This window comes from Pseudomonas sp. LBUM1657, assembly GCF_059716075.1.
Map to the genome: position 1 here is coordinate 4,079,522 of NZ_CP166799.1, position 24,880 is coordinate 4,104,401.

29 protein-coding genes are annotated in these 24,880 nt (G+C 60.0%); 13 read left to right on the top strand and 16 right to left on the bottom strand.

Features of this window, described 5'->3' with window-relative positions; genetic code table 11:
* Positions 1–209: 209 nt before the first annotated feature.
* Complete coding sequence (locus ACA055_RS18905; protein WP_497680044.1) at positions 210–668, bottom strand: cupin domain-containing protein; 459 nt, start codon at positions 666–668, stop codon at positions 210–212.
* A 253-nt stretch (positions 669–921) separates the two neighbouring features.
* Positions 922–1,257 carry a hypothetical protein gene (locus ACA055_RS18910; RefSeq protein WP_497680045.1) on the bottom strand — a complete coding sequence of 112 codons (336 nt, stop codon included), beginning with the start codon at positions 1,255–1,257 and terminating at the stop codon, positions 922–924.
* A gap of 209 nt (positions 1,258–1,466) precedes the next feature.
* Here ACA055_RS18910 and ACA055_RS18915 point away from each other — a divergent pair, with 209 nt between their 5' ends.
* On the top strand, positions 1,467–2,327 hold the full coding sequence (locus ACA055_RS18915; RefSeq protein WP_497680046.1) for a phosphotransferase: 861 nt from the start codon (positions 1,467–1,469) through the stop codon (positions 2,325–2,327).
* 13 nt (positions 2,328–2,340) lie between these two features.
* On the opposite strand, the gene ACA055_RS18920 is transcribed toward ACA055_RS18915, so the two are convergent.
* Entirely contained in the window at positions 2,341–2,799 is a 459-nt protein-coding gene (locus ACA055_RS18920; RefSeq protein WP_497680047.1) for a GNAT family N-acetyltransferase, read from the bottom strand.
* A 133-nt stretch (positions 2,800–2,932) separates the two neighbouring features.
* Between ACA055_RS18920 and ACA055_RS18925 the strand changes: the two genes are divergently transcribed.
* On the top strand, positions 2,933–4,354 hold the full coding sequence (locus tag ACA055_RS18925; RefSeq protein WP_497680048.1) for a M15 family metallopeptidase: 1,422 nt from the start codon (positions 2,933–2,935) through the stop codon (positions 4,352–4,354).
* A 13-nt stretch (positions 4,355–4,367) separates the two neighbouring features.
* Here the strand turns inward: ACA055_RS18925 and ACA055_RS18930 are convergent, their stop codons facing one another.
* From ACA055_RS18930 to ggt, 6 genes are all read right to left on the bottom strand, one after another.
* Entirely contained in the window at positions 4,368–5,780 is a 1,413-nt protein-coding gene (locus ACA055_RS18930) for a purine-cytosine permease family protein (protein WP_497680049.1), read from the bottom strand.
* 165 nt (positions 5,781–5,945) lie between these two features.
* Positions 5,946–7,808 (bottom strand): amidohydrolase, encoded by a 1,863-nt coding sequence (locus ACA055_RS18935; RefSeq protein ID WP_497680050.1) that lies wholly within the window; start codon positions 7,806–7,808, stop codon positions 5,946–5,948.
* A 140-nt stretch (positions 7,809–7,948) separates the two neighbouring features.
* Positions 7,949–8,971, bottom strand: a complete 1,023-nt coding sequence (locus ACA055_RS18940) for a helix-turn-helix transcriptional regulator (protein WP_497680051.1) — start codon at positions 8,969–8,971, stop codon at positions 7,949–7,951.
* A gap of 197 nt (positions 8,972–9,168) precedes the next feature.
* The gene (locus tag ACA055_RS18945; protein WP_497680052.1) at positions 9,169–9,789 is read right to left on the bottom strand and encodes a YajG family lipoprotein; all 621 of its coding nucleotides are present in this window, start codon (positions 9,787–9,789) and stop codon (positions 9,169–9,171) included.
* Positions 9,790–9,952: 163 nt separating this feature from the next.
* A complete protein-coding gene (locus ACA055_RS18950) occupies positions 9,953–10,504 on the bottom strand; it encodes a cysteine hydrolase family protein (RefSeq protein ID WP_497680053.1) in 552 nt (183 codons plus the stop codon).
* 69 nt (positions 10,505–10,573) lie between these two features.
* Positions 10,574–12,301, bottom strand: coding sequence for a gamma-glutamyltransferase (ggt, locus tag ACA055_RS18955; protein ID WP_497680054.1), 1,728 nt, complete (start codon positions 12,299–12,301; stop codon positions 10,574–10,576).
* Positions 12,302–12,451: 150 nt separating this feature from the next.
* Here ggt and ACA055_RS18960 point away from each other — a divergent pair, with 150 nt between their 5' ends.
* The gene (locus ACA055_RS18960) at positions 12,452–12,973 is read left to right on the top strand and encodes a methylated-DNA--[protein]-cysteine S-methyltransferase (protein WP_497680055.1); all 522 of its coding nucleotides are present in this window, start codon (positions 12,452–12,454) and stop codon (positions 12,971–12,973) included.
* A 68-nt stretch (positions 12,974–13,041) separates the two neighbouring features.
* Here ACA055_RS18960 and ACA055_RS18965 read toward each other — a convergent pair whose 3' ends face one another.
* Both ACA055_RS18965 and ACA055_RS18970 read right to left on the bottom strand, forming a co-directional pair.
* The gene (locus ACA055_RS18965; RefSeq protein WP_497680056.1) at positions 13,042–13,632 is read right to left on the bottom strand and encodes an NUDIX domain-containing protein; all 591 of its coding nucleotides are present in this window, start codon (positions 13,630–13,632) and stop codon (positions 13,042–13,044) included.
* Between the two features lie 53 nt (positions 13,633–13,685).
* The gene (locus ACA055_RS18970; protein WP_497680057.1) at positions 13,686–14,123 is read right to left on the bottom strand and encodes a hemerythrin domain-containing protein; all 438 of its coding nucleotides are present in this window, start codon (positions 14,121–14,123) and stop codon (positions 13,686–13,688) included.
* A 145-nt stretch (positions 14,124–14,268) separates the two neighbouring features.
* On the opposite strand from ACA055_RS18970, the gene ACA055_RS18975 reads away from it, so the two are divergent.
* Positions 14,269–14,691 carry a GNAT family N-acetyltransferase gene (locus tag ACA055_RS18975; protein WP_497680058.1) on the top strand — a complete coding sequence of 141 codons (423 nt, stop codon included), beginning with the start codon at positions 14,269–14,271 and terminating at the stop codon, positions 14,689–14,691.
* Positions 14,692–14,815: 124 nt separating this feature from the next.
* Here ACA055_RS18975 and ACA055_RS18980 read toward each other — a convergent pair whose 3' ends face one another.
* Positions 14,816–15,166 (bottom strand): hypothetical protein, encoded by a 351-nt coding sequence (locus ACA055_RS18980; protein ID WP_497680059.1) that lies wholly within the window; start codon positions 15,164–15,166, stop codon positions 14,816–14,818.
* A gap of 149 nt (positions 15,167–15,315) precedes the next feature.
* Between ACA055_RS18980 and ACA055_RS18985 the strand changes: the two genes are divergently transcribed.
* The 9 genes from ACA055_RS18985 to ACA055_RS19025 all read left to right on the top strand — a co-directional run bounded on the left by ACA055_RS18985 (position 15,316) and on the right by ACA055_RS19025 (position 20,317).
* Positions 15,316–15,564: a hypothetical protein gene (locus tag ACA055_RS18985; protein WP_150714095.1), complete on the top strand. Its 249-nt coding sequence runs from the start codon at positions 15,316–15,318 to the stop codon at positions 15,562–15,564.
* A gap of 20 nt (positions 15,565–15,584) precedes the next feature.
* Positions 15,585–15,914, top strand: a complete 330-nt coding sequence (locus ACA055_RS18990) for a DUF6388 family protein (protein WP_497680060.1) — start codon at positions 15,585–15,587, stop codon at positions 15,912–15,914.
* Positions 15,915–15,948: 34 nt separating this feature from the next.
* Entirely contained in the window at positions 15,949–16,653 is a 705-nt protein-coding gene (locus ACA055_RS18995) for a YoaK family protein (RefSeq protein ID WP_497680061.1), read from the top strand.
* 190 nt (positions 16,654–16,843) lie between these two features.
* Complete coding sequence (gene tusD, locus ACA055_RS19000; RefSeq protein ID WP_497684450.1) at positions 16,844–17,236, top strand: sulfurtransferase complex subunit TusD; 393 nt, start codon at positions 16,844–16,846, stop codon at positions 17,234–17,236.
* Position 17,237: 1 nt separating this feature from the next.
* A complete protein-coding gene (tusC, locus tag ACA055_RS19005) occupies positions 17,238–17,600 on the top strand; it encodes a sulfurtransferase complex subunit TusC (RefSeq protein ID WP_497680062.1) in 363 nt (120 codons plus the stop codon).
* Entirely contained in the window at positions 17,600–17,893 is a 294-nt protein-coding gene (gene tusB, locus ACA055_RS19010; protein WP_497680063.1) for a sulfurtransferase complex subunit TusB, read from the top strand. Before tusC ends, tusB begins: the two co-directional genes overlap by 1 nt.
* Positions 17,890–18,225 carry a TusE/DsrC/DsvC family sulfur relay protein gene (locus ACA055_RS19015; protein ID WP_497680064.1) on the top strand — a complete coding sequence of 112 codons (336 nt, stop codon included), beginning with the start codon at positions 17,890–17,892 and terminating at the stop codon, positions 18,223–18,225. Before tusB ends, ACA055_RS19015 begins: the two co-directional genes overlap by 4 nt.
* On the top strand, positions 18,222–19,220 hold the full coding sequence (locus ACA055_RS19020) for a glycosyl transferase family protein (RefSeq protein WP_497680065.1): 999 nt from the start codon (positions 18,222–18,224) through the stop codon (positions 19,218–19,220). Before ACA055_RS19015 ends, ACA055_RS19020 begins: the two co-directional genes overlap by 4 nt.
* Positions 19,221–19,309: 89 nt before the next feature.
* Positions 19,310–20,317 (top strand): glutathione S-transferase family protein, encoded by a 1,008-nt coding sequence (locus ACA055_RS19025; protein WP_497680066.1) that lies wholly within the window; start codon positions 19,310–19,312, stop codon positions 20,315–20,317.
* 129 nt (positions 20,318–20,446) lie between these two features.
* Here the strand turns inward: ACA055_RS19025 and cysG are convergent, their stop codons facing one another.
* From cysG to ACA055_RS19045, 4 genes are read right to left on the bottom strand one after another with little or no spacing between them, the layout of a single operon-like run.
* Positions 20,447–21,841 (bottom strand): siroheme synthase CysG, encoded by a 1,395-nt coding sequence (gene cysG / locus ACA055_RS19030; protein WP_497680067.1) that lies wholly within the window; start codon positions 21,839–21,841, stop codon positions 20,447–20,449.
* Positions 21,842–23,122 carry a serine--tRNA ligase gene (gene serS / locus ACA055_RS19035; RefSeq protein WP_497680068.1) on the bottom strand — a complete coding sequence of 427 codons (1,281 nt, stop codon included), beginning with the start codon at positions 23,120–23,122 and terminating at the stop codon, positions 21,842–21,844.
* A 16-nt stretch (positions 23,123–23,138) separates the two neighbouring features.
* Positions 23,139–23,513 (bottom strand): fluoride efflux transporter CrcB, encoded by a 375-nt coding sequence (gene crcB, locus ACA055_RS19040; RefSeq protein ID WP_497680069.1) that lies wholly within the window; start codon positions 23,511–23,513, stop codon positions 23,139–23,141.
* Positions 23,513–24,835: a replication-associated recombination protein A gene (locus ACA055_RS19045; protein WP_253405776.1), complete on the bottom strand. Its 1,323-nt coding sequence runs from the start codon at positions 24,833–24,835 to the stop codon at positions 23,513–23,515. The genes crcB and ACA055_RS19045 overlap by 1 nt, the downstream gene beginning before the upstream one ends.
* Positions 24,836–24,880 lie beyond the last annotated feature (45 nt).

The window sequence follows — 24,880 nt, forward strand, 5'->3', positions numbered from 1 at the left end:
TGTCCTCGCTATCCTCTTGCGCATCAGTCTGCGTCTTCACCTACACGTTGAAGGATAGCAAAAGCTTCAAACCGTGGGCCGGGATTTTTAGATCGATTTCAACCAAGGGCAAACGCGGCAGGACGCAAATGTACTATTGCCGCAAGGCTACCCCATCAGTACCTGCCGACGGCCTGGCGCAGCGGTTCGCCAGGCCGTCGGCACGTCGATTACTTCTGGATCACGACGAGCGGCGTGTCTTTCTTCACGATGTAGGTCGCCAGCTCGGACGCCTTGGTTTTCCCGATATTGGTCGCCACATGCGCGGTGCCGGCAGGGATGTACAAGGATTCGCCGGCCTTGAGCGTGACCGTTGGCTGGCCTTCGAGCTGATACTCAAACGTGCCCTCGATCACATAGGCCATTTCCACCCCTGGATGGGAGTGCTTGGGCGAAGCGACACCCGGTTCGAAATCAACGCGGACCTGAATCACCTCACGTCCGGCGACGTCCAGATCCCGGCGCGCCAGGTCGGTGCGGTGAATCCCTGTCTGCCAGCTTTTCGACGCAGGGGCCGCCTCGGCGGGCTTCACTTCTTGAGCTTGAGACAAGCCGGCGAACGCGGTGAGTGCGGCGGCCAGGGCGACGCCGAACATGCCAGCGGCTTTTCGGGTGTTGTTATGAGACATTGGATTTCTCCTGTTGCGCACGGTAAGGCTCTGTAGGGTTTGCCGCGTTTGCGGTGGTGCCATTTAGAAGCCGCCATGTATCGTGCAAATGTCGCACAACCCCCGGTTTTGTATGTGAAGGTAGCTGGCGGCGCGGCGGATACGTTGCAATACAAACGGCTGCCCTTGAACCGCGGGTCGCACAAACCGCCAAATGCCAGAGACGAAAAAGCCCGGTTGAACCGGGCTTTTTCACACATTCGCCAGCCTGTGCTTACTGAATGTTTTTCAGCTTGACCACATCACCGGAGACCTTGGTGGTGTAGCCGGTCAGGACCCAGGCCCAGAACCAGTTTTCCTGCACTTGAGTGTTGATCATGGCATCACCGCCCTTGGCCTTGATCGCCGCGTCCTGCGCACGCACAAAACGGCTGTTCTGGCGGATCGGGATGACACCAAACAACAACAGGCCCGTGGCGCTCGCTTCACTGTGGCCCACGACGGTGTACTGGTTGCTGTCGTAGTGCTGGGTGTTCATCGGGGCACCGGTGCAACCCGCCAAAACCAGACCGAACAGGGCAACGGCAACAACTTTAGTGAGGTAATTCACTGACTGACTCCATGAGAAAAATGCCCGGGATCCGTTTCTCGAGCGGCGCACACTTTAACGGATGAGATGGCCAATTGGTATCACCAGTGAAAGCGTCAGCAAAAAATAGCCTCTGCCAGTAAGGGAATGCAAAGTCATGCCGATAACGACGAGGCGTCGTGCTCGTTTGCCGCCGTTTGTAGTCCGGAAATAACTGACAGGGGCAACACATGCGTCACCTCAGGCACCTTACTGCTCATCTGAATCAGCAAAAAATTGCTGACGTCACCTTCCATTTCGATCCGCCGCATCAGAACGAACTGGTTACGGTGCTTCAGCGGTTTTTTGCCCAGCCTGGGCAGCACACGTTGCTGGATATCCCTGAGGAAACCCGCAGTGTTTTCTTGCTGGAGGGACAGCGCAAATGGGTGTTGAAACACAACCGACTGACACACTGGAAAAAACAACTGCAGAATTATCTGGGCCTCAAGCGCGTGTTCGGCCTGCATGACCTGACCAACGAATTCATCAATCTGTCCGTTGTGTCCGGCAAGTCGGAAGCGTCGCCAAGAGTGGCGGCATTCGGTCACCGCGGGCGTTTTCCCTTTCTGAAAGAAGAATATTTGCTGGTCAATTTTTTCGACAATCATTGCAGCGTCGATGAACGACTGATCGCTCAACCCGACCACGCGCAAACGCTGCTGATGGAGATCTTCCACCTGTTTGCGCAGATGCTCGCCGAAGGGTTTGTTCACATGGACCCCCACCCCAAGAACATCCTGATCGGCCCCGATGGCAGGCTGCGGCTGATCGACTTCGAATGCTGTGCGCACTCGGTGCTGGATCGCGATTTCAGCCTGGGCTTTCTGCTCGGCTACTTCTATCGCTTCTGGTTCAGGCGGTTCATCTCGGTTGAACACTACAACGAATGCTGTGAACGCTACCTGGCGCTTGAGCAGCCGGCATTGAATCGCGAAGTGTTCCAAGGGGTGTATGAGCGCTTTGGAGACCGTGATGTGTCTCGCAGCACCCGCTACCGCATCCTCACGTGCGCCAAGGCTCAAGGAACATTCCTGCGCGAGCTGACATAAGGGTGGCGCGGGTTCAGCCTTGTTTCAAATCGAGGCAATAGGTGTAGTAACCCGTATCGCGCACATAGCCCAGTGACTCATACAACCGTTGCGCCCCGTCGTTGTCCGTAGCGGTTTCCAGCACCATGCCTTTGGCGCCGGTCAACAGCGCAAAGGCGCGGGCGGTGTTCATCAGCAGCGTGCCGACCCCTCGCCCTCTGGCGGCCGGTGTGGTGAACAGGTCGCTGAGCAGCCAGGCTCGATTCGCATCGATGGAGGAGAACGTCGGGTACAACTGGACGAAACCCAACGCTTCGCCGTTGGCGTCCTGGGCGAAGAAGATCGCCGACTCGTCACGGGCGATGCGCTCGGCAATGAAATCGCGGGACTGCGGCAGATTCGAGGGCTGGCCGTAGAAGCCACGATAGGCGTCGAACAGGTTGGCGATTGTGTCGATGTGGGTTGCGTCGGCGCGAAGGGCCTGGATAGCCATGAAGGTGCTCCACTGATCGGGCTGAGTCGGGGGAAGGATTACAGCCTAGCAATCTTTTTCAGGATTGCCCCGGCCCCATTGTTGTACTGTCAACCGATCCGGTTTGAGCACCCGCATTCCCTGGAAGCATGCCATGCGCCCTCTCTACAAAATCATTCCCATGTTCTTGTTGATGCCATTCCTGAGCATCGCCGACGCCGAACCAAAGCCAGAACACATGGTGTACGTGCGTACGATCGATCCGAGTATCGAGCAAGACATTCGCTATGCCAGCGCCCACAACTTCACCGGGCACCCCCTCGACGGTTACGCGGCCGCGGAGTGCCTGTTGTCGCAGGAAGCCGCCCAGGCCCTCGCCCGCGTGCAAACCGCACTGCGCTCCCAAGGCTATGGTTTGAAGGTGTTTGATTGCTATCGCCCCAGTCGAGCCGTCGCGGATATGGGGCGCTTCGCCACGGAACCGGGTGACCCGCGCAAGGCTGGATTTTATCCGCGCGTAAACAAGCAGGACTTCTGGCGCCTGGGTTATGTGGCACGGGTGTCGAATCACTCCAAAGGCAGCACCGTTGACCTGACCCTGACAGGTCCGCAGGCATTACCGGCCGACACCTGGACACCCTCAGCGGCGCTGGCCGACTGCACCGCCCCCTATGGGCAGCGCTGGCGCGACGGCGCACTCGATATGGGCACCGGTTTCGATTGCTTCGATGAGCGGGCGCATACGAACAGTGCGTTGATCAACGCGACAGCCCGGGAAAATCGTCAGCGGCTCACCCGTGCCATGGAAAAAGAGGGGTTTACCGGCTACTCAGCCGAATGGTGGCACTTCACATACACCCGGGATGAGACGTTGAAGAACGTCATGGATTTCCCCATTACACCGCTGGCGTCCAGCGCCGTTCTCGATACCAGCAATCAGCTGATTGTGGTCACCAGCAAAAGCTGGACTGACATCCAGGGGACCGCCCAGCGCTACGAACGGCAGGGCAAAATCTTTCGCAAATACGAAGCGTCGTTCCCGGTGGTGTTGGGCAAAAGTGGACTGGCCTGGGGCAAGGGTGCCACCCCCGTCGATCAACGCGAAGGCCCGATCAAACGTGAAGGTGATGGAGCCGCGCCAGCCGGGATATTCAAGCTTGGAACGGCGTTTGGCTTCGACTCGACAGCCGACACCAAACTGCCTTACCTGGCGCTGACATCCACCACCGAATGCGTGGATGACAGTCATTCCAAACGCTACAACGAGCTGGTCGACGGGTCGACGACAGCCAGGGACTGGAACAGCTCCGAACACATGCGCAGCATGGATGTGCTGTATCGAAAAGGCATTTTCATCGAACACAACACACCCGCCTCCCCCGCCTCAGGCTCGTGCATTTTCTTCCACATCTGGCGCGACCCCGCCTCCCCGACGCTTGGTTGCACCGCCATGGATCAGGAGGACATTGCGCGTTTGTTCAGTTGGCTGGACCCTCGCCAGGCCCCGCTACTGATTCAACTGCCCGAGGAGGAATACGCGCACTTTCGCGAGCGCTGGAACCTCCCCGAACGTTAATGCGTGAGTGGCTTCAGGCCTTTGAATCCCGCTCCACCGACACCGTCAGCGCCGAAGTCCTGGCCAGCCAGTAATAGAGAATGCCCGGCACCACCAGCCCCACGATCCAGGAAATATCCACACCGCCCAGCTGCGCGACCATTGGCCCGGAGTAAAAGTGGGTGTCGACAAAAGGCAACTGGATCAACACGCCGATGACATACACGCTGATCCCCAATACGTTCCAGCGACCGTAGCGACCCGCCGGGTCGGACAGCGCCGGGATGTCATAGCGCTCCTTGTTGATGAAGTAATAATCCACCAGGTTGATCGCGCTCCACGGCGTGAAGAAGGTCAGCAGAAACAGAATGAAGTACTTGAAGGTGCTCAGGAACGAGTACTGCCCCAGCAGCGCCAGCGTGGTGGACGCCGCGACTATCGCCAGCACAAACAGCATGCGCTGCCGGGCGGTGATTTCCAGACGACTTCGGAAGCCACTGATGATGGTGGCCACGCACATGAAGCTGCCGTACGCATTGAGGGTAGACACCGTGACCTTGCCGAACACCACGCTCAAGTACAGCAGCGAAGCGATCACGCCGGTACTGCCCAACCCGACGATGGTCGCCACTTCGTGACCGCGGAAGTTGGTGCCCGCCAGCGCCGCGGCGAACACCCCCAGCACCATGGAAGCCTGGGCACCCAGCACCGTTCCCAAGCCGACGGCGGCGAAGGTTTTCCAGGACGAGGTCTTGCTCGGCAGGTAACGTGAGTAGTCAGCCACATACGGGCCAAAGGCGATCTGCCAGGACGCGGACAGCGACACTGCCAACAGGAAAGTACTCCAACCGAAATGGCGGTTTTCCAGCAACAGACCAATGTCGTTGAGCGTCATCAATCGGGTAAACAAATAGACGAAGGCAATGATGCCCAACACGCTGGCGACCTTGCCGACCAGGTGAATGACCCGGTAACCGAAGATCGTCAGAAACGCGATGCATGAGGCGAAAATCAGAATGCCGGCGCTGTCGCTGACATGGATCAACTGGGCAATCGCCTGCCCGGACAGGACCGCACCGGTCGCGCTGAAACCGAGGTACATCAGGCACACCAGCACGATCGGGATGGCTGCGCCATAGACGCCGAACTGCACACGGCTGGAGATCATCTGCGGCAACCCGAGCTTCGGCCCTTGCGCCGCGTGCAGGGCAACCACCGCACCGCCCAGCACCTGGCCGATCAGCAAACCAATGAGTGACCAGAACACATCGCCGCCCAGCACCACGGCCAGCGCCCCGGTGACAATCGCCGTGATCTGCAGGTTGGCGCCAAGCCACAGGGTGAACTGGCTGTAGAGGCTGCCATGTCGCTCGGCCTCGGGAATGTAATCGATCGAACGAGTCTCGATCAGGGGACTTCGCTGCTGACTATCGCTGACCTTGGTCATTGTTGTGTTCTCTTCTGAGGGGGCAGACGGTATTGCCAGTTAAGACGCAGAACCTGTGGGAGCGGGCTTGCTCGCGAAAGCGGCGGGTCAGTCGACATCAATGTTGAATGATAAACCGCCTTCGCGAGCAAGCCCGCTCCCACATGGATCGCGTTTTGAGTGCTTTTATTGTTGTTCAGTAGCCGCGACGTGCGCCTTTCGTTGTTCAAGCCCCACAAACGGCGCCTTGGCCCACACGACCTTGCCGCCCACCACGGTCAGCAGCACATCATTGCGCGCCAGTTCATCCTCGGGCACCTGCATGAAGTTTTTATCCAGGACGATCAAGTCAGCGAACTTGCCCACCTCGACCGAGCCAACGACCGCGTCCAGCTTCAGCTGCTCGGCGGCGTTCATGGTGATGGTGCGCAGCACATCAGAGCGCGACAACGCCGGGTCGGCATTGAGCCTGCCTGCATATTTGGGGCCATAGCTGTGCGGGTTCAGCGGATCGCCCGAGCGGGTGACGCCGATCTTCAGCGCCAGGAACTCGTCGAGCGGATCCACCGGCCAGTCGCTGCCATACGCAACCCGGCCACCCGCGCGGCTGATGCTGCCCGAGGGCTCCATGCGGGCAAAACGCGCAGGCCCCAGATGTTCGTTGGTGCCATCAACCGTAGACGGCGCCTGCTGAGCCCACTGGAAGGACATGGTGGCGGTCACGTCCAGCGCCTTGAAGCGCGCATAGTCGGCGGGGTCCACCGATTCGGCGTGGGTGATGGCCGGGCGAAAACCGTTACCCGGAAGTTGCTGACGCACGTATTCGATGCCGTTCAGTGAATCACGCACCGCGCGGTCTCCGGTGGCGTGAAGGTGCGGGTCGAGACCCGCCAGTGCCGCCTGCTTCAGCAACGGATTAAGGACTTGCGCCGGGAAGTAAAGCTCACCGCGATTCTTGCCAGGTGTCCACTTGGGCGCACCCTCGGTTCCAGTGTTGTGCAAGTACGGGGTCAACATGGCGCCTGTGTCGGCCGGCGCGTTGATGATGCCATCCATGAACAACTTGACGTGGCGCATGCTCACCCCCGGCGCGACTTTCGCTTCGCCCTGGTCGTAGGTGTCGGCCAATGCCTTGGCCTCGGCGATGGTCTTCGCCGGGTCGGCTGCGGCGGCGCCAGGGTCCAGCTTGATCGCCAGCAAGGCCCGGGCAGTCAGCTCGCCCGATTGCTGCAGGGTGGTGAACGCTTTGCCATTCTCCGGGCCCGACAAGGCATCGAAGAAGCTGGTGATGCCTTGCTGGCGCATGGCATCAAGCGCCGCGCGGGACTGGTTGAGTTTCTCGGCGTCGGTGGCCGGCGGCACCACGGCGGCCATGGCGTCGGCCGCACCGTCTTCGCCGATGCCCGTCGGGTTGCCGGCGCTGTCGCGTATGTACTTGCCATCACTCGGATTGGCCGTGTGCTTGTTGATGCCGGCGACTTCCAAGCCGCGAGAGTTGGTCAGCACGGTATGGAAATCAGTGGAACGGACCTGAATCGGGCGCTTGGTCTTGAGCGCGTCCAGCGTCGATTTGTCAGGATCACCGTCGAGTCCGGTCATGCCCATGCGGTCCCAGCTGCCCACTTCGAGCCAGACATCGGGGCCCTTATCCTTGTCGGCATCCAGGCACGCCTGAATGGTTTCCTGGAAAACCTTGCGGGTCATCGTCTGGTACTTCAGGTCACACAACGTCATGGCGCGGCCGCCATCCCCCGGATGCATGTGCGCGTCGATAAAGCCCGGCATCAACATGCGCCCTGCCAGATCGATCAACTGAGTCTGCGTGCCGATGTACGAAGCCACCCCTTCATCGCTGCCCACATAGACGATCTTCCCGCCCGTGACGGCGATCGCCTGCTGCACGGAGTCCTGGCCGTCGACGGTGTACACATAACCGTTGCGCATCACCATGTCGGCGGGTGTCGAGATGTGTGTCTGACACCCCACCAGCGCCATGCTGGAAAAGGCCGTTGTCGTGGCAACGGCGATAAATAGCCTGGAAAGTTTCAACTGCCTCACCTCTGTTTTTATAGTTTTGGAAGTGGCCCGAACAGACTGCCGTGCAACCCCTGATATGCAGGGCACACGATATAGAGCGCCGCATCACTACGGACCTCCGCAAATGAGGAGGGTCGGACAGTTTTTCAGGCTTAATCGCGGCGCGTTGCGTCGGCCAATGGCGCGGGCGAACGTAGAGCAGAACCGAGTTCCACCTTGCTCTTCACACCGAGCTGCAAGTAGCAGTTGCGCAGGTAAGTGCGCACAGTGGCGGGGCTCAACGTGAGGATCTTGGCAATCTCTTTATAGGAGTGGCCAGCGGCGAACAGCATGGCCGCCGTCCGTTCCCGTGGTGCAAGCACGGCCCCCCGGGACTGTGTCTCCAGTGACAGGATGACATGCTCGGCGTTGGGACTCAGGGTCAGTGCACAGCGTCCCAGGCGCATGACGCAGGGCGCCATTGACAGTTGCGCGATCACCTCCGCGGGCAGCATTGAACCGCTCCATCCGGGCAACTCACGCTGAATGACTGCGCACAGCCCGGCCCCCACGTACAGCAGACTGCCGTCCAGCCGCGCAACACCAAAGTCCGTCGCGCCGCTGCCGGTATCGAAGCGGATCATGTCTTGCACTTGAAAGCGCCATAGCTGCAACAGGTGGTCGCAGAACGCCGAAAACAAACCGGCTTCGCTATCGCTGAAAGCCACTGCATCGACGCCACGGTACAGGCAGACGAAGAACATCAAACCGCTTTCGGGCAACTCGAAGGTGATGCACATCGGGTGATAGAGATCGTGGCGCCGCGCGAAGGCATCCACGGCTTCATGGGGGTCGGTAAAGCCGCTGTCGCGGATGACCTCACCGGGCTGGCTCAAGGTGTCATGGGAGAATTTGTCGCTGCCCGCACTCATGTGCCATTCGGCGGCAAACGATTCAGGCAGATTGATCCGCCCGTGCATCCAGCTTTTGGGGGGAGCGCTGGCGTCTGAAGTAGACATCTCGCCCCACCAGGCCGACGCAAAGGGCACCAGTTCCCGGAAGGCCTGCAGGCCGTCGGCGATGAATTGCGATGCCCCGCGCTCTCGAGCCAGGCGCCCGAGGTGAAGCACGCAACGATTGAACGCTTTCAGCGTGGCCATCGACGTCTCGATGCCAACTTCATCACCCTCCTTCATTGTTCTGAACCTATCCACTGCATGGCCGTCATTTTTTTTGACCATGCCACAGGCGCGGTAAAAGCGTCCAGCCCGGTATCCGTAGCGACCCCATACAAATGTGGGAGCGGGCTTGCTCGCGAAAGCGGTGTGCCAGGTAACCAGACAGATTGAAGCAAAACGGGCACCTCGCGAGTGCCCGTTGTGTTGAGTGTTTCTTAGAGGTTTTCTGCCATCTTCTCGGTGATGGTTTTCAAACCTTGTTGGGTGCTTACCTTCCAGTCGTTTTCGGTAACGACCTGCACGCCTTCACGATTGTGCCCCACGATTTCGACAACCGGGGATGCGTTGCCCGTTTCCACTTTCAGGTGAACCTTGTTGTTCACGCCTACGGTGAGGAAACCTGGCGACATCCAGGACCAGAATTCGATGACGTGGACGGTGACGGCTTGGGTATCAGCAGTCTTTTCACCGCTCTGGACGACGCGATAGCCCTTCTGGCCATAGGCTGCAGCGATGCTCTTGGCGATCAGGTCACTGAGCTTGGTGCCTTCTGGCAACAACACGTCACCCAGGCCCATGCCATAGCCGTTGCGTTTACGGGCGATGGCACGCTCGGTGATGGTTTTGTCAGTGATTTCGCCATCCTTGAGGGACGGGATCTCGGGAACGTCAGGCTTGAGTTCGAAGCGGCGCTCGTCGAGCACCGTGATAGCGACTTTCTGGCCATTGCCGTTCGCGGCTTGAGGCGTATCGATGCCCACCACCGAGCGGCTGGTCGCGCAACCAAACAGCGCAGTGGTTGCCAGCAACAGGCAGGCGAGTTTCAGGTGTTTCATGACGACTCCGGTCATTGTGATCAGTCCGATTTTCGATTCAGGGAGGCAAGCGGGTTTCGCGCCCCCGCGCCATCGAGCCCCGATGAAAAACCGGGGCTTGCAGGGGGCATGAAGAGAATCGGCAGCGCGGCGGGAATCGTGAGCGATGAAACACTATTGTTGGTTAACGGACGCTGTCGGGTTTAACACGGATTTCGCTAGTCGGAATGACGTCGATGCGGGACACCGCGCCGGTGAGGCGCGCCAACTTTTTATTGTGCTCGGCAATGATGTCGTCGGCGGCCATGTTGCCGTTGTCGACCGTGGAGTGGGCGTCGGCGGCGAGCACCACGTCATAACCCAGTGACAAGGCCTGGCGAACGGTTGCGTTGATACAGTAGTCGGTTTGCAAACCGCAGATGATCAAGCGGTCGACTTCTTGCTTTAGCAGCAGTTGCCGCAGGTGGGTCTGATAAAAAGAGTCCGGTGTGGTTTTGCGCACACGCAGGTCCTGGGGTGACGTTTCCAGTCCGTCCGCCAATTGCCAACCTTTGGCTCCGTGTTGCAACAAGTCACCCTCTTCTTCGTGCTGGATGAGGATGACCGGAATGCCTGCTTCCCTGGCTTTGGCGCTCAAGGCATTGATGTTGTCGATGACGCGTTTGATCTCAAAGCATTCGTACTCGCCAGTGCACAAGGCTTGCTGGACATCGATTATCAGCAGTGCAGTAGTCATGAGTCCTTCCTTGAAAAGTCAGAGGATCGGGGGACGAAAAACAGCTCCGTCCCCTATCAAAAACAACCTTCAATAACCGAGTGACAACCCGGTATTACGCCGCGGATCGTTCGCGCCATAGAAGCGGTTTTTGCCGACCGGCTTGCCTTCCAACGACGGCGCGCCAACCAGTATCGCCGCGATGTGGTTGGCATCTTGCGGTCCCGCAAACTTGTGCCCCCAGCTTTCGAGCATCTTCACCGTATCGGGGCTGGTGGTGAAGGTTTCCAGGTTGGTCTCTTCCGGCAACCACTGCTGGTGGAAACGCGGGGCGTCGACCGCTTCCTGGATGTTCATGCCGTAGTCGATCACGTTGAGCATAGTCAGCAAGGTGGCGGTGATGATGCGACTGCCGCCGGGGGTGCCAACGACCATCACGACTTTGCCGTCCTTGGTGACGATGGTCGGACTCATGGACGACAACGGTGCCTTGCCGGGCGCGATGGCGTTGGCTTCGCCCTGCACCAGACCGTACATGTTCGGCACGCCGATTTTCGAGGTGAAGTCGTCCATTTCATCGTTGAGGATGACCCCGGTTTTGCTGGCCATGACCCCGGCGCCGAACCAGTCGTTGAGGGTGTAGGTCACCGACACCGCGTTGCCCCATTTGTCGACGATGGAGTAATGGGTGGTGTTGCTGCCTTCGTGTGGCGCTACACCCGGTTTGATCTCGCGGGACACACCAGCCTTTTGCGGGTCGATGGCGGCGCGGATCTTGGTCGCGTAGTTTTTATCCAGCAGATGAGCGATCGGATTTTTCACAAAATCCGGGTCACCCAGGTAGCTGTTGCGGTCCACGTAGGCGTGGCGCATCGCTTCGATCTGGTAGTGCATGCCTTGGGCCGAGTGATAGCCCAGGTCTTTCATCGGGTAGCCTTCGAGAATGTTCATGATCTCGCAGATCACCACGCCGCCGGAGCTGGGTGGCGGTGCCGAAACCACATGATAGCCACGGTAATCGCATTCAATCGGCGCCAGTTCGCGGGTCTTGTATTTGTCGAGGTCGGCTTGGGTGATGATGCCCTTGTTGGCCTGACTGGAGGTGACGATGGCATCGGCCACCCACCCTTTATAGAAACCGTCGGCGCCCTTCTCGGAGATTTCCCGCAAGGTTTTGCCGAGGTCTTTTTGTACCAGTTTCTGCCCGACTTGCATCGGCTCGCCGTTGCTCAGGAAGATTGAGCCGGAATCGCGCATGTCCTTCTTGAACACATCGGTGGCGTATTCCAGCAATTCGACATCACCCTGCTCCAGTACGAAACCGTCTTCAGCGAACTTGATGGCCGGGGCGATCACTTCCTTGCGCGGTTTGGTGCCGTATTTCTGCAGGGCCAGTTCCATGCCGGACACGGTGCCCGGCACGCCGACGGCCAGGTGGCCACGGGTACTCAATTCAGGAATGACGTTGCCCTCTTTGTCGAGGTACATGTCGGCAGTCGCGGCCAGCGGTGCTTTTTCGCGGAAGTCGAGGAAGGTCTTGCGCCCGTCCGCCAGTTGAATGGTCATGAAGCCGCCGCCGCCCAAGTTGCCCGCTGCGGGATACACCACCGCCAGCGCATAACCCACCGCAACAGCGGCATCGACGGCATTGCCGCCGTTCTTGAGCACATCGACACCCACATGCGTGGCCAAATGCTGGGCGGTGACCACCATGCCGTTTTCGGCCGCGACCGGGGCCACGGAGGCCGCATGAGCCATCAGGCAGCTAAGCGCCAATGAGGCTGCAATCAGCGATTTGGCAAAAGGTTCGAACTTCATGAGTCGGTCTCTTTTTGTTTTTAGGCTCTGCACGAAGACAGAGAGAACGCTCCAAGAGCAGTACGAAGTATGGCTGGGATTGCGTATTGCGCCTCCCCGCCGAGGCAGTATGCTTGCCCTCTGTTTCGCACTTCCCGGGAGTCCGCCGGCATGACTTACACCTGCATGACCCTGTTGTCGCCGGTCGGCGAGCTGAAGCTGGTGGCGAACGGTTCGCGACTGGCGGCCATCCTCTGGGAAAACGACAAACCCGGTCGCGTTCGCCTCGGCCCGATGAGCGAAGCCCCGGACAACCCGATTCTCGTGCGCACCGCCCTACAACTGAGTGAATACTTCGCCGGCACACGCAACCGTTTCGACCTGGATCTGGATTTTTCCGGGACGGACTTTCAGAAGAAAGTCTGGCAAGCGCTGCTGACCATTCCGTTCGGACAGACGCGCAGCTACAGCCAGATTGCCGAACAGATTGGCAATCCCAGTGCAGTCAGGGCGGTGGGTGCGGCGAACGGCAAAAACCCGATATCGATTGTTGCGCCGTGTCATCGGGTGATTGGCGCTTCAGGGAAATTGACGGGGTTTGCCGGTGGGCTTGAGGCGAAGGAATTGTTGCTGACGCTGGAAGGCTGCGAGTGGTCGGGGGTTAGCCGGACGGGTGATTTGTTTGCGACCTGAGGCGCAATACCCTTGTAGCGAGGGGGCTTGCCCCCCCGCCACAACAAGCCCCTTCGCTACAGGACGGCTTACGCCATGAAAAGGTCTTTCATCGCCGCATACTGCAACAACATGATGGTCTTCGCATCGCAGATCTCCCCGCGGTAAAACGCGGCAAGCGCCTCGTCGAATGACCACTCCAGCACTTCCAGTTCTTCCGTCTCTTCCTCCAGACCACCGCCGTCACCGACCTTCGAAGCAGCGTCATATTCAGCCACGAAGAAGTGCAGTTTTTCGGTCACCGAGCCTGGGCTCATGTAAGCCTCGAAAACCTTCTGCACATGGTGCACGCGATAGCCGGTTTCCTCCTCCGCCTCTTCGCGGATGCGCTCTTCAGGCGTCGCGCCATCGAGCAGCCCGGCCGCCACTTCGATCAGCAGGCCGTCGTGGCCGTTGACGAACACCGGCAACCTGAACTGCCGGGTCAGCACGACCGTTTTCTTTTCACGGTTGAACAGCAGAATCGCCGCGCCATTGCCGCGGTCGTAGACCTCGCGGGTCTGGCGTTGCCATTCGCCGTTGTTGCGCTGGTAATCGAAGGTGATTTTCTTGAGCAAGTACCAGTCGTGGGACAACACCTGGGACTCGAGGATGTTGACCCGTTCGGCTGTGTTCGACATGACAACGCGTTCCTTTTTTCGTTAGAAGGCTTACATGTTAGGCGAAAACGCCGTCAAGAAAGCTGCGCCTTGTACTCCTTCACATACTGCCCCGCGAGCGTCTCTTTCTGTTTGTCGTCGAGCAGCTTGCCGGCCATCTGGAAGAACTTCTGCTCTTCCTCTTCGAGATGGTGATGGACCTTTTCAGACAGCTTCTTCGCAGTCGCCAGCCAGGCCGGGCTGGACATCTCGGTCTCGTCCAGTTCTTCCATCATTTCGTCCATCTCGTGATGTTCGGCAATCGCATGACGACTGAGATCAACGCCGTTATCGAACTCCATCAGCGGAATGTAGAAATGCCGCTCTTCAGCGGTTTCGTGGGCCTGGAGTTCGGACTTGAGCTGCTTGTAGGCTTCGACCCGTTCCGGAGTGTCGCCGCTGGTCTGGATCAGCGCGTCGGCATAGGTACGCTGGCGGTCATGGCTTTCGCGCAAGGCTTCAAAAATATTCACTGGCTATCCTCATAGGCCGCGTTCTGAAATGACGCTCTTGAGGCTAGACATCTGCGCGCGGGTGCCGGTTCCGCTTCACTTCAGGGGATGGATCAAACGCGGCGAGCGAGATAGGCTGCGGCTTCACCGCCATAAGGACATTGCCATGAACCTGCGAATCGAACTGACGCAAAACCCCACGGATGAAGAGCGCCAGGCGATTATCCTGCCGTTACGCGCCTATAACGCCTCAAAGGCCGGCGTCACCGTACCGGAGCCAGTGGCCTTGCTGGTACGCGACGACAATGACCAGATTCTCGGCGGCCTGTATGGCCGGGTGTTTTATCAATGGTTATACGTTGAGCTGCTGTCAGTGCCGGAACAGGCCCGGGGGCAAGGCCTGGGTTCGAAACTGATGAAAATGGCCGAAGACCTGGCACGGGAGAAGAGTTACATCGGGATCTGGCTCGACACCTTCGACTTCCAGGCGCCGGGGTTTTACCAGAAGCTCGGTTACAGCGAACTGGGCCAGATCGTCGACTACCCGCCGGGGCATAAGCGTTTCTTTTTCCAGAAGCGCCTGGCCTAATAATCAAGACGCAAAACCTGTGGGAGCGGGCTTGCTCGCGAAAGCGGTTTTTCATTCAACATTGATGTCGACTCACCCGCCGCCTTCGCGAGCAAGCCCGCTCCCACAGGGTACTGCGTTGGCCTCAGAGGCAGGTCGCCAACGCCGCCAACCGGCGCTTGGCGACAAAGTCATCCTTCTGCGCGTAATAGCTCAACACCGTGCCCGAGGCATCGGTGGTCACGTCCACAAAGGACTCCGCCGAACGCGTGTAAACCGTCGTCCCGCCCTTCTCGCGCGGCTGCAGGTAAGCCCCGGCGTCGACACCGAACACCGCCTCGTCCTGCCAGGAAAACTGCACGCACTGCGCCACGACTTTTTCAGGTTTGTCCGAGGTCAGGGTTTTGTACGGCGTTCCAGTGCGAGCATCGTTCATCGCCGAGCCCGCGCATCCCGCCAGCAACGTTGCGGCCAGCGCCACTATCAGAATTCGCATTGCGTTCGCTCATCAAGAAAAAGCGGACTGTATCACCGTGGCACGGCGTATCGTTCTGCTTTACTTCATTTATACCGCGACACCGCGTGACGATTCGCGCACCCTGTCGCGCCATAAACACCGCTTCGCCCATTTTTTCTGGAAGTCCCATGACACCCAATGCCGAGTTTTACAAACCAACCGCTGAATACGCCGACAAGCTGATCAGCCAGATCGGTCAGACGCCTTCCTGGATCGCCAAGCGAATCGGCGTCACCGACAAGCGGATTCGTTACATCCTCGACGGCGAAAGAACCGTCAAAGGCGAAACCACGCCGATCCAGATGACTTATCCCGAGCAGTTTGCCCTCGAGTGTCTGGCGGCAGCGGCCAAGGCCAGCAAGAAGCAGTCTTCGTAACCCATCCTCAAGGAGCGACCATGGCGGCAACCGAACAGCAACACGAACAGGCGCTGAAGAGGTTTCTCGATGAGCGCCCTCAACTGCGCGAGGAACTCGACAACCTCAACCCGCTGTTGGCTCAGGCCAAGGGTGAGACCGCCGCGCAGTATCGCGACGAACGCCTGCATGAAGCCTTCGAAGCCGAAGCCGAGCGCCTCGGGCTGTTTGCCTGGGAGCTGACGTTGCAACTGACCGCCGCAACGGACGACGACTACCAGGCCCAGCGCCTGGAAGTGCACAAGGAAGTGGCCGAAATGGCCGGTATGGACTGGCTGGAGTATTGCGAGTTATATGGTTTGAGTAAGTGACCCTGACGGTCGCTGCCTGAGGACGACTTCGCCGATGTTGCCATCCGCCTCAACTTCCCGTGCCAGTCCGGGCCATCTGCACACCCAGAAATGGCGTGGGCGCATTGGCATGTCGCTGGTAGCCAGCCTTTCGGTGCTCGCCGGCATGACCGATGCCATCGGTTTCATGGCCAGCGGCGATTTCGTTTCGTTCATGAGCGGCAACACCACCCGCCTCGCCGTGGCGATCAGCGACGGCGATATGGGCCTGACCCTGCGCCTGACGATCCTCGTGGCCACGTTCATCATCGGCAACGCCCTGGGCATCGTCGTCAGCCGTCTCGGCGGCCGCCGCGCGCTGCCCCTGCTGCTGTGCATCGCCACGCTGCTCTGCGGTGCCGCGGCCTGGCCCTATGAAGAACAATTGCCGGCGCTGCTGGCGGCGATCATCGCCATGGGCATGCTCAATGCCGCCGTGGAAGAAGTGAACGGCCTGCCGGTCGGCCTCACCTACGTCACTGGCGCGCTGTCGCGCTTCGGTCGCGGGCTTGGGCGCTGGATGCTCGGCGAGCGGCGCAACGGCTGGCGCGTGCAATTGATCCCTTGGACCGGGATGTTTGCCGGCGCAATACTCGGCGCCGTGCTGGAACATCATCTGGGGCTCAAGGCGTTGTTTGTCAGTGGCCTGCTGGCCGGGGCGTTGGGGCTGCTGTCGCTGAAGATTCCGCGGCGTTGGCAGTTGGGGTACATGCCGCGCTGAGCGGCGCCTGACAGTCCGCTTTCGCGAGCAAGCCCGCTCCCACATTTGACCGCATTCTTCAGAAAGAACTCGGTCGAGTGTGGGAGCGGGCTTGCTCGCGAAGGCAGCGACTCGGTCTCCGAACAAACGCACTTCGCTGCCCCGCCGATAAAGCATTATCATGGCCGCAGTTTTGCTGATCGAGTCCGTCATGAAGTTCGCCATCGCGCTGTTTTCCGCCGCCCATGCGCCCTCCTCGCGCCGTGCCTTGCTGTTCGCCCAGGCCGCGCTGGCCGGCGGGCATGAGATTGTCCGGCTGTTTTTCTATCAGGACGGCGTCTACAACGCCTCCGGTAGCGTGGTAACGCCGCAGGATGAGCAGGACTTGCCCAAGCAATGGCGCACTTTTGTCACCGAGCATCAACTCGATGGCGTCGTGTGTATCGCCGCCGCCCTGCGCCGTGGCGTGCTGAATGAAGAGGAAGCCGGGCGCTATCAGCGCGAAGCCGTGGCAGTCAGCGCTCCATGGGAATTGTCCGGCCTGGGCCAGTTGCATGATGCAGTGCAGGATGCCGACCGCCTGATCTGTTTTGGAGGCGCGTGAAATGCCCAGATCCTTATTGATCATCAGCCGCCAGGCACCTTGGTCCGGGCCGAACGCCCGGGAAGCGCTGGACATCGTACTGGCCGGCGGCGCCTTCGATCTGCCGATCGGCCTGCTGTTTCTCGATGACGGCGTGTTCCAGCTCGCCGCGAAACAGGACGCCAAGGCCCTGCAACAGAAAGACCTGAGCGCCAACCTGCAAGCGTTGCCGATGTTTGGTGTCGAAGACCTGTTCGTCTGTGGCGACAGTGCGGCCGAACGGGGTCTGGACCCGAAAACATTGTCGCTTGAAGAAGCCCAGGTGCTGGCCGCCCATGAAATCACCGCACTTATTGACCGTTACGACCAGGTGATCACCCTCTGATGTCGACTTTGCATGTGTTGTCTCATTCCCCGTTCGGCGACGACCGCCTGACCAGTTGCCTGCGCGTGATCGGCGCTGACGATGCGCTGCTGCTGACCGGTGACGCGGTCTATGCGTTGCAGCCTGGCACCGCGCCGTTCAGCGCGCTGAAGGACCGCAACTTGAAGCTGTTCGTGCTGGCCGAAGATGCTCAGGCCCGGGCAGTGGTCGCTCCAGACTGGACCACGGCCATCGATTACCCGGCCTTCGTCGAGCTGTCGATTCACTACGACAAGGTCAATAGCTGGCTATGAAATCCCTGACGGTCGGCGCTCGCGCCATCGAGCTGGACAAGGACGGTTTTCTGGTCGAACTGAGCGACTGGTCCTCTGAGGTGGCCAGCGCCCTGGCTGCGGCGGAAGACATCGAGCTGAGCCCTGAACACTGGGAAATCCTCGAATTGCTGCGTAGTTTTTATGACGAATTCCAGCTGTCTCCGGCGACTCGTCCACTGATCAAATACACCGCGTTAAAACTCGGTCCGGAAAAAGGCAACAGCCTGCACCTGAACCGACTGTTCAAAGGCACCCCTGCCAAACTCGCCGCGAAACTGGCGGGCCTGCCCAAACCGACGAATTGCTTATGACCGATTATCCAGCGCTGACCCTCCAAACGCCTGCCGAGCACCCATTCGCCCAGTTCGTGCGCATCCTCGGCAAAGGCAAGCGCGGCGCCCGCGACCTGACCCGCGATGAAGCCCGCGAGGCCATGGGCATGGTGCTCGACGACAAGGTCGAGGACACCCAGCTCGGCGCGTTCCTGATGCTGCTGCGCCACAAGGAAGAAAGCGCTGAGGAAATGGCGGGATTCACCGAAGCCTTGCGTGAACGCTTGAACCCACCGGCATTGGCCGTCGATCTGGACTGGCCGACGTATGCCGGCAAGAAGCGTCATCTGCCGTGGTATCTGCTGGCGGCCAAGTGCCTGGCGCAGAACGGCGTGCGTGTCTTCATGCATGGCGGCGGCGCACACACGGCGGGCCGGCTGTACAGCGAGCAACTGCTGGATGCGTTGAACATTCCGTTGTGCCGCAACTGGCAACAGGTGGGCGCAGCGCTCGATAATGGCCTGGCGTTTATGCCGCTGGTCGATTGGGCGCCGCAGCTGCAACGAATGATCGACCTGCGCAATACGTTGGGCTTGCGCTCGCCGATCCATTCCCTGGCACGGATACTCAATCCGCTGGGCGCCCGATGTGGCTTGCAAAGTATTTTCCATCCGGGTTACCAAGCCGTACACCGCGATGCCAGCGGCCTTCTTGGCGACACCGCGATCGTGGTGAAAGGCGATGGCGGCGAGATCGAGATCAATCCGGACGCCGACAGTCATCTGTACGGCACCACCGGCGGCGAAAGCTGGGATGAGGAATGGCCGCAACTGTCGAGCCATCGCCACGTCAAACCGGCCAGCCTCGAGCCCGAGCATTTGAAAGCCGTGTGGCGCGGCGACGTGGTCGACAGCTACCCGCAAATGGCCCTGATCTCGACCATGGCCCTGGCCTTGCGCGGCCTCGGCAAGACCCGTGAGCAAGCCTTCGACACCGCCCAACAGTATTGGGACGCACGGAACAGATCGATTTAACCGATCATAACCGCCCAACCTTTGCGCTTTTTTATCGAACCTATCCGAATAGACTCCTCTCCAACGCTTATCGGTTGAGGAGTCTCGAAATGGGTTTGTTAGTTGAAGGTCGCTGGCAGGACCAGTGGTACGAAAGCAGCAAGGACGGCGCATTCCAGCGTGAACAGGCGCAGCGTCGCAACTGGGTGACCGTCGACGGCAAACCCGGCCCGAGCGGTGTCGGTGGCTTTGCGGCCGAGGCCGGTCGCTATCATCTCTATGTGTCCCTGGCCTGCCCGTGGGCCCATCGCACGTTGATCCTGCGCAAACTCAAAGGCCTCGAAAGCCTGATCGATGTGTCGGTGGTCAGCTGGCTGATGCTGGAAAACGGCTGGACCTTCGACCAGAACCTGGGTTCCACCGGCGACAAGCTCGATCACTTCAATTTCATGCACCAGCGCTACACCGCCGATACCGCCGACTACACCGGCCGCGTCACCGTGCCGGTGCTCTGGGACAAACAGCAGAATCGCATCGTCAACAATGAGTCGGCGGAGATCATCCGCATGTTCAACAGCGCCTTCGATGCGTTGACGGGCAACGACCTGGACTTCTATCCGGCGCCGTTGCGGGGCGAGATCGATGCGTTGAACGAGCGGATTTATCCGGCGGTGAACAACGGCGTGTACCGTGCGGGGTTTGCCACATCGCAGAAGGCTTATGAACAAGCGTTCGATGAGTTGTTTGCAGAGCTGGATCGATTGGAACAGCTGCTGGGCGCCAATCGTTATCTGACGGGCGAGTACCTGACGGAAGCGGATATCCGCTTGTTCACCACGCTGATTCGCTTCGACGCGGTGTACTACGGGCACTTCAAATGCAACCTGCGGCGGATTGCCGATTATCCGAACCTGTCGAACTGGCTGCGGGAGGTTTATCAGTGGCCAGGGATTGCCGAGACGGTGGATTTTGAGCACATCAAGAATCACTACTACGGCAGCCACAAGACCATCAATCCGACGGGTATTGTGCCCAAAGGGCCGGCTCAGGATTTCACCGCGGCCCATGATCGGGAGCGGTTGAGAGGGAAAGGGGTTTGGCGCAATAACAAAGGCTGATCTGGAACTCGTACTGAATTAGAGGGCCCCTTCGCGAGCGAGTACGCTCCCACATTTAGCCGCATTCTTTAGATAGAACTCGGTCGAAATGTGGGAGCGGGCTTGCTCGCGAAGGCAGCAACTCGGTCTTCAGACTTGCGCCTGAGCCCCTTCAAACCACGCCAGTTTCTCGCGCAGTTGCACCACTTCCCCAACGATCACCAATGTCGGCGCATGCACCTCATGCTCCGCCACCAGCCGTGGCAGGTCGGCCAGCGTGCCGGTAAATACCCGCTGATTGACCGTGGTGCCCTGCTGGATCAACGCCGCTGGAGTATCCGCCGCGCGACCGTGCTTGATCAGTTGCTCGCAGATAATCGGCAAGCCCACCAGTCCCATGTAAAACACCAGGGTTTGCGCCGGTGCAACAAGGTCGGCCCACGGCAAATCGGTAGAACCGTCCTTAAGGTGGCCGGTGACGAACCGCACGGACTGCGCGTAATCGCGGTGAGTCAGCGGAATCCCGGCATACGCCGCGCAACCGCTGGCTGCCGTGATCCCCGGCACGACCTGGAACGGGATGCCATGGGCCGCCAGCTCTTCGATCTCTTCACCGCCGCGACCGAAGATGAACGGATCGCCACCCTTCAACCGCACCACGCGCTTGCCCTGCTTGGCCAGATTCACCAATTGCTGGTTGATCTGATCCTGCGGCACGGCATGATCGGCGCGACGCTTGCCGACATAAATGCGCTCGGCATCGCGACGGCACAAATCCAGGATTGCGGGCGCTACCAAACGGTCGTACAGCACCACGTCGGCTTGCTGCATCAGACGCAAGGCGCGGAAGGTCAACAGGTCAGGATCACCCGGCCCTGCGCCCACCAAATAGACTTCGCCAGTGGCGACAGGCGCTTCGCCATTGATTTTCGCCAGCATCAAGCGCTCGGCTTCGGCGCCCTGCCCGGCCAGTTGCCGATCGGCAATCGGGCCCTGAAACACATCTTCCCAGAACGCCCGGCGCTGCTGCACATCCGGAAACAGACGTTTGACCTGACTGCGGAAACGCGCCGCCAGACCAGCCAGTTGACCGTAGGTGGAAGGAATCCAGGTTTCCAGTTTGGCGCGAATCAACCGTGCCAGCACCGGCGCATCGCCGCCGCTGGATACCGCAATGATCAACGGCGAACGGTCGACGATCGCCGGGAAGATCACGCTGCACAGGGCCGGCGCGTCCACCACGTTGACCGGCACGCAACGCCGATGGGCATCGGCGGAGACCTGCGCGTTCAACGGCTCGTCGTCGGTGGCGGCAATGATCAGCCCGCAACCATCCAGATCCGCTTCGAGATAACCGCGCAACAGGCACTCGCCACCGCTGCCGGCCACCAATTCGCGCAGTTGCGGTTCGATTTCAGGCGCGACCACCCGCAGCAGCGCACCGGCTTCGGCCAGCAGGCGGGATTTGCGCAAGGCAATCTCCCCCCCACCGACGACCAACACACGACTGCCGCGAAGGTTATGAAACAGCGGCAGATAGTCCATTTAGCCGATGACCTCGAGGCCACCCATGTACGGCTTCAATACGTCCGGCACACGGATCGAACCGTCGGCCTGCTGGTAGTTTTCCAGCACGGCCACCAGGGTACGACCGACCGCCAGACCGGAGCCGTTCAGGGTGTGGACCAGTTCAGGCTTGCCGGTTTCCGGGTTACGGAACCGCGCTTGCATACGGCGGGCCTGGAAGTCGCCACAGTTGGAGCACGAGGAAATCTCGCGGTACTTGTCCTGGCTCGGAATCCACACTTCCAGGTCGTAGGTCTTGACCGCGCTGAAGCCCATGTCGCCGGTGCACAACGCAATGGTGCGGTAAGGCAGTTCCAGCAGTTGCAGGACTTTCTCGGCGTTGGCGGTCAGGCCTTCCAGCGCGGCCATCGAAGTCGATGGCTCAACGATCTGGACCATTTCGACCTTGTCGAACTGGTGCTGACGAATCATGCCGCGGGTATCGCGACCCGATGCGCCGGCTTCACTACGGAAGCACGGCGTATGCGCGACGAACTTGATCGGCAGCAGTTTCGAATCGACGATCTCGCCGGCCACGATATTGGTCAGCGACACTTCGGCGGTCGGGATCAGGTACAGATCGGCTTCGCCTTCGCGAGCGATCTTGAACAGGTCTTCTTCGAACTTCGGCAGTTGACCGGTGCCTTGCAGCGCTGGCGCCTGAACCAGATAAGGCGTGTAGGCCTCTTCGTAGCCGTGTTCGCTGGTGTGCAGGTTGATCATGAACTGCGCCAGGGCACGGTGCAGACGGGCGATCGGGCCGCGCAGCAGAGCGAAACGGGCGCCGGACAGCTTGGCGGCGGTTTCGAAGTCCAGCCAGCCGAACTTCTCGCCCAGGGCCACGTGGTCCTGAATCGGGAAATCGAAGGCAGTCGGGGTGCCCCAGCGACGCACTTCGACGTTGCCGTCTTCGTCGTCACCGATCGGCACGGACTCGTGCGGCAGGTTCGGGATGCCGAGCAGGATCGAGTCCAGGTCGGTCTGGATCGCGTCGAGCTCGACTTTGCCGGCACTCAACTCGTTCGCCATGCGCTCGACGTCGGCCATCAGCGGCGCGATGTCTTCGCCACGCTGCTTGGCCTGACCGATGGATTTGGAGCGCGCATTACGTTCAGCCTGCAGTGCTTCGGTGCGGGTCTGGACGGTCTTGCGCTGTTCTTCCAGCGCTTCGATGCGCGCAACATCCAGCGTGTAGCCACGGGATGCCAGGCGGTCCGCTACGTCCTGAAGGTTGCCACGTAACAGTTTGGAATCGAGCATGTCGGTCTCTCGTTTATCAAAGTTTGGTCAAGGACAGGCCGGCCCAAGTGGCGAACAGCCCGCCGAACACGCTGATGGCCAGATAACCGAAGGCTATCGGTGCCTGCCCGGTTTCCAGCAGGCGCAGCGTATCCAGTGAAAAGGATGAAAAGGTCGTCAGACCGCCTACAAAACCGACGATCAGGCCGGCGCGGATTTCGATCGGCACTTCGGGGCGCGTGAGAAACAGCCCGTAAAGCACACCGATGATCAGGCAGCCCACCAGATTGACGGCCAGCGTCGCCGTATAAAAGTGTCGGGGCCAATTGGCGCTGACCCAGTTGCTGGCGGCGAAACGCAATAATGTACCAGCGATACCGGCCACGGACACCGCAAGAATCGTACGAATCACTATTTTCTCCGCTGCCGGGGGCTGAGTCGGTCAAGTTGCGCGAGGTGGTTGAGCTTCTCACCGATCTTCAGCTCCAGGCCGCGGGGCACAGGCTGGTAGAACGGTTGTGGTTCAAGTTCTTCCGGGAAGTAATCTTCGCCAGCGGCGTAGGCGTCCGGTTCATCGTGGGCATAACGGTATTCGTCACCGTAACCCAGTTGCTTCATCAGCTTAGTCGGCGCATTACGCAGGTGCAGCGGCACTTCCAGCGAACCATGTTCGGTGGCGCTGCGCATCGCGGCTTTGAAGCCCATGTACACCGCGTTGCTTTTCGGTGCACAGGCCAGATACGTGATGGCCTGGGCCACCGCCAATTCGCCTTCGGGGCTGCCGAGGCGCTCCTGCACTTCCCACGCAGCGAGGCACAGGCTCAGGGCACGCGGGTCAGCGTTGCCGATGTCTTCGCTGGCCATGCGCACCACGCGCCGGGCCAGGTACAGCGGGTCGCAGCCGCCATCGATCATGCGCGCGAACCAGTACAACGCACCGTCGGGGTTGGAGCCACGCACCGATTTATGCAGCGCGGAAATCTGGTCGTAAAACGCTTCGCCGCCCTTGTCGAAACGCCGGCGGGTATCGCCCAGCAGGCTTTGCAGCAGCTCGACGCCAATCTCGCTGTTGTCTTCGGCCAGGTCCGAGGCGTTTTCCAGCAGGTTGAGCAAACGTCGGCCATCGCCATCGGCGGCCGACAGCAGCATCTGGAAGCCTTCATCGCTGAGGGTCAGTTGCCGTTTGCCCAGTCCACGCTCTTCGGTCAGCGCGCGATGCACCAGCTTGCGCAGGGCCGCTTCGTCTAGACTTTTGAGCACGTAGACGCGAGCCCGGGAGAGCAACGCATTATTGAGTTCGAATGAGGGGTTTTCCGTGGTCGCGCCAATGAAGATCAGCGTGCCGTCTTCGACGTACGGCAGGAACGCGTCCTGCTGGGATTTGTTGAAGCGGTGCACTTCGTCGACGAACAAAATCGTGCGCTTGCCGTACTGCCCGGCTTGCTGCTTGGCAATTTCCACCGCCTGACGAATCTCTTTGACCCCGGCCAGTACCGCCGAAACCGTTTCGAAGTGCGCATCCGAGACTTCCGCCAGCAGCCGCGCCAGAGTGGTCTTGCCCACGCCCGGCGGCCCCCAGAAAATCATCGAGTGCAGGGCACCCTGCTCCAGGGCTTCGCGCAAAGGCTTACCGCGAGCGAGCACGTGTTCCTGACCGACGTACTCGTCCAGATTGGCCGCTCGCAAACGGGCGGCCAAGGGCTGAGCTATCGGGGCACTGCGAAACAGGTCCATCACTACTTATGAAACCTCACTGGGTCCTGATGCCGATCAATTAGG

What these genes read in the sequence shown, in the direction of transcription:
- ggt (WP_497680054.1), bottom strand. Translation starts at nt 12,301, where the DNA reads ATGAAGTTCGAACCTTTTGCCAAATCGCTGATTGCAGCCTCATTGGCG.
- cysG (WP_497680067.1), bottom strand. Translation starts at nt 21,841, where the DNA reads ATGGACTATCTGCCGCTGTTTCATAACCTTCGCGGCAGTCGTGTGTTG.
- ACA055_RS18965 (WP_497680056.1), bottom strand. Translation starts at nt 13,632, where the DNA reads ATGTCGAACACAGCCGAACGGGTCAACATCCTCGAGTCCCAGGTGTTG.
- ACA055_RS18905 (WP_497680044.1), bottom strand. Translation starts at nt 668, where the DNA reads ATGTCTCATAACAACACCCGAAAAGCCGCTGGCATGTTCGGCGTCGCC.
- ACA055_RS18980 (WP_497680059.1), bottom strand. Translation starts at nt 15,166, where the DNA reads ATGCGAATTCTGATAGTGGCGCTGGCCGCAACGTTGCTGGCGGGATGC.
- ACA055_RS18945 (WP_497680052.1), bottom strand. Translation starts at nt 9,789, where the DNA reads ATGAAACACCTGAAACTCGCCTGCCTGTTGCTGGCAACCACTGCGCTG.
- ACA055_RS18950 (WP_497680053.1), bottom strand. Translation starts at nt 10,504, where the DNA reads ATGACTACTGCACTGCTGATAATCGATGTCCAGCAAGCCTTGTGCACT.
- tusC (WP_497680062.1), top strand. Translation starts at nt 17,238, where the DNA reads ATGCCCAGATCCTTATTGATCATCAGCCGCCAGGCACCTTGGTCCGGG.
- ACA055_RS19015 (WP_497680064.1), top strand. Translation starts at nt 17,890, where the DNA reads ATGAAATCCCTGACGGTCGGCGCTCGCGCCATCGAGCTGGACAAGGAC.
- serS (WP_497680068.1), bottom strand. Translation starts at nt 23,122, where the DNA reads ATGCTCGATTCCAAACTGTTACGTGGCAACCTTCAGGACGTAGCGGAC.
- ACA055_RS19025 (WP_497680066.1), top strand. Translation starts at nt 19,310, where the DNA reads ATGGGTTTGTTAGTTGAAGGTCGCTGGCAGGACCAGTGGTACGAAAGC.
- ACA055_RS19045 (WP_253405776.1), bottom strand. Translation starts at nt 24,835, where the DNA reads ATGGACCTGTTTCGCAGTGCCCCGATAGCTCAGCCCTTGGCCGCCCGT.
- ACA055_RS18920 (WP_497680047.1), bottom strand. Translation starts at nt 2,799, where the DNA reads ATGGCTATCCAGGCCCTTCGCGCCGACGCAACCCACATCGACACAATC.
- ACA055_RS18925 (WP_497680048.1), top strand. Translation starts at nt 2,933, where the DNA reads ATGCGCCCTCTCTACAAAATCATTCCCATGTTCTTGTTGATGCCATTC.
- ACA055_RS18985 (WP_150714095.1), top strand. Translation starts at nt 15,316, where the DNA reads ATGACACCCAATGCCGAGTTTTACAAACCAACCGCTGAATACGCCGAC.
- ACA055_RS18995 (WP_497680061.1), top strand. Translation starts at nt 15,949, where the DNA reads ATGTTGCCATCCGCCTCAACTTCCCGTGCCAGTCCGGGCCATCTGCAC.
- ACA055_RS18975 (WP_497680058.1), top strand. Translation starts at nt 14,269, where the DNA reads ATGAACCTGCGAATCGAACTGACGCAAAACCCCACGGATGAAGAGCGC.
- ACA055_RS19020 (WP_497680065.1), top strand. Translation starts at nt 18,222, where the DNA reads ATGACCGATTATCCAGCGCTGACCCTCCAAACGCCTGCCGAGCACCCA.
- ACA055_RS18940 (WP_497680051.1), bottom strand. Translation starts at nt 8,971, where the DNA reads ATGAAGGAGGGTGATGAAGTTGGCATCGAGACGTCGATGGCCACGCTG.
- tusB (WP_497680063.1), top strand. Translation starts at nt 17,600, where the DNA reads ATGTCGACTTTGCATGTGTTGTCTCATTCCCCGTTCGGCGACGACCGC.
- ACA055_RS18915 (WP_497680046.1), top strand. Translation starts at nt 1,467, where the DNA reads ATGCGTCACCTCAGGCACCTTACTGCTCATCTGAATCAGCAAAAAATT.
- ACA055_RS18930 (WP_497680049.1), bottom strand. Translation starts at nt 5,780, where the DNA reads ATGACCAAGGTCAGCGATAGTCAGCAGCGAAGTCCCCTGATCGAGACT.
- ACA055_RS18960 (WP_497680055.1), top strand. Translation starts at nt 12,452, where the DNA reads ATGACTTACACCTGCATGACCCTGTTGTCGCCGGTCGGCGAGCTGAAG.
- tusD (WP_497684450.1), top strand. Translation starts at nt 16,844, where the DNA reads ATGAAGTTCGCCATCGCGCTGTTTTCCGCCGCCCATGCGCCCTCCTCG.
- ACA055_RS18990 (WP_497680060.1), top strand. Translation starts at nt 15,585, where the DNA reads ATGGCGGCAACCGAACAGCAACACGAACAGGCGCTGAAGAGGTTTCTC.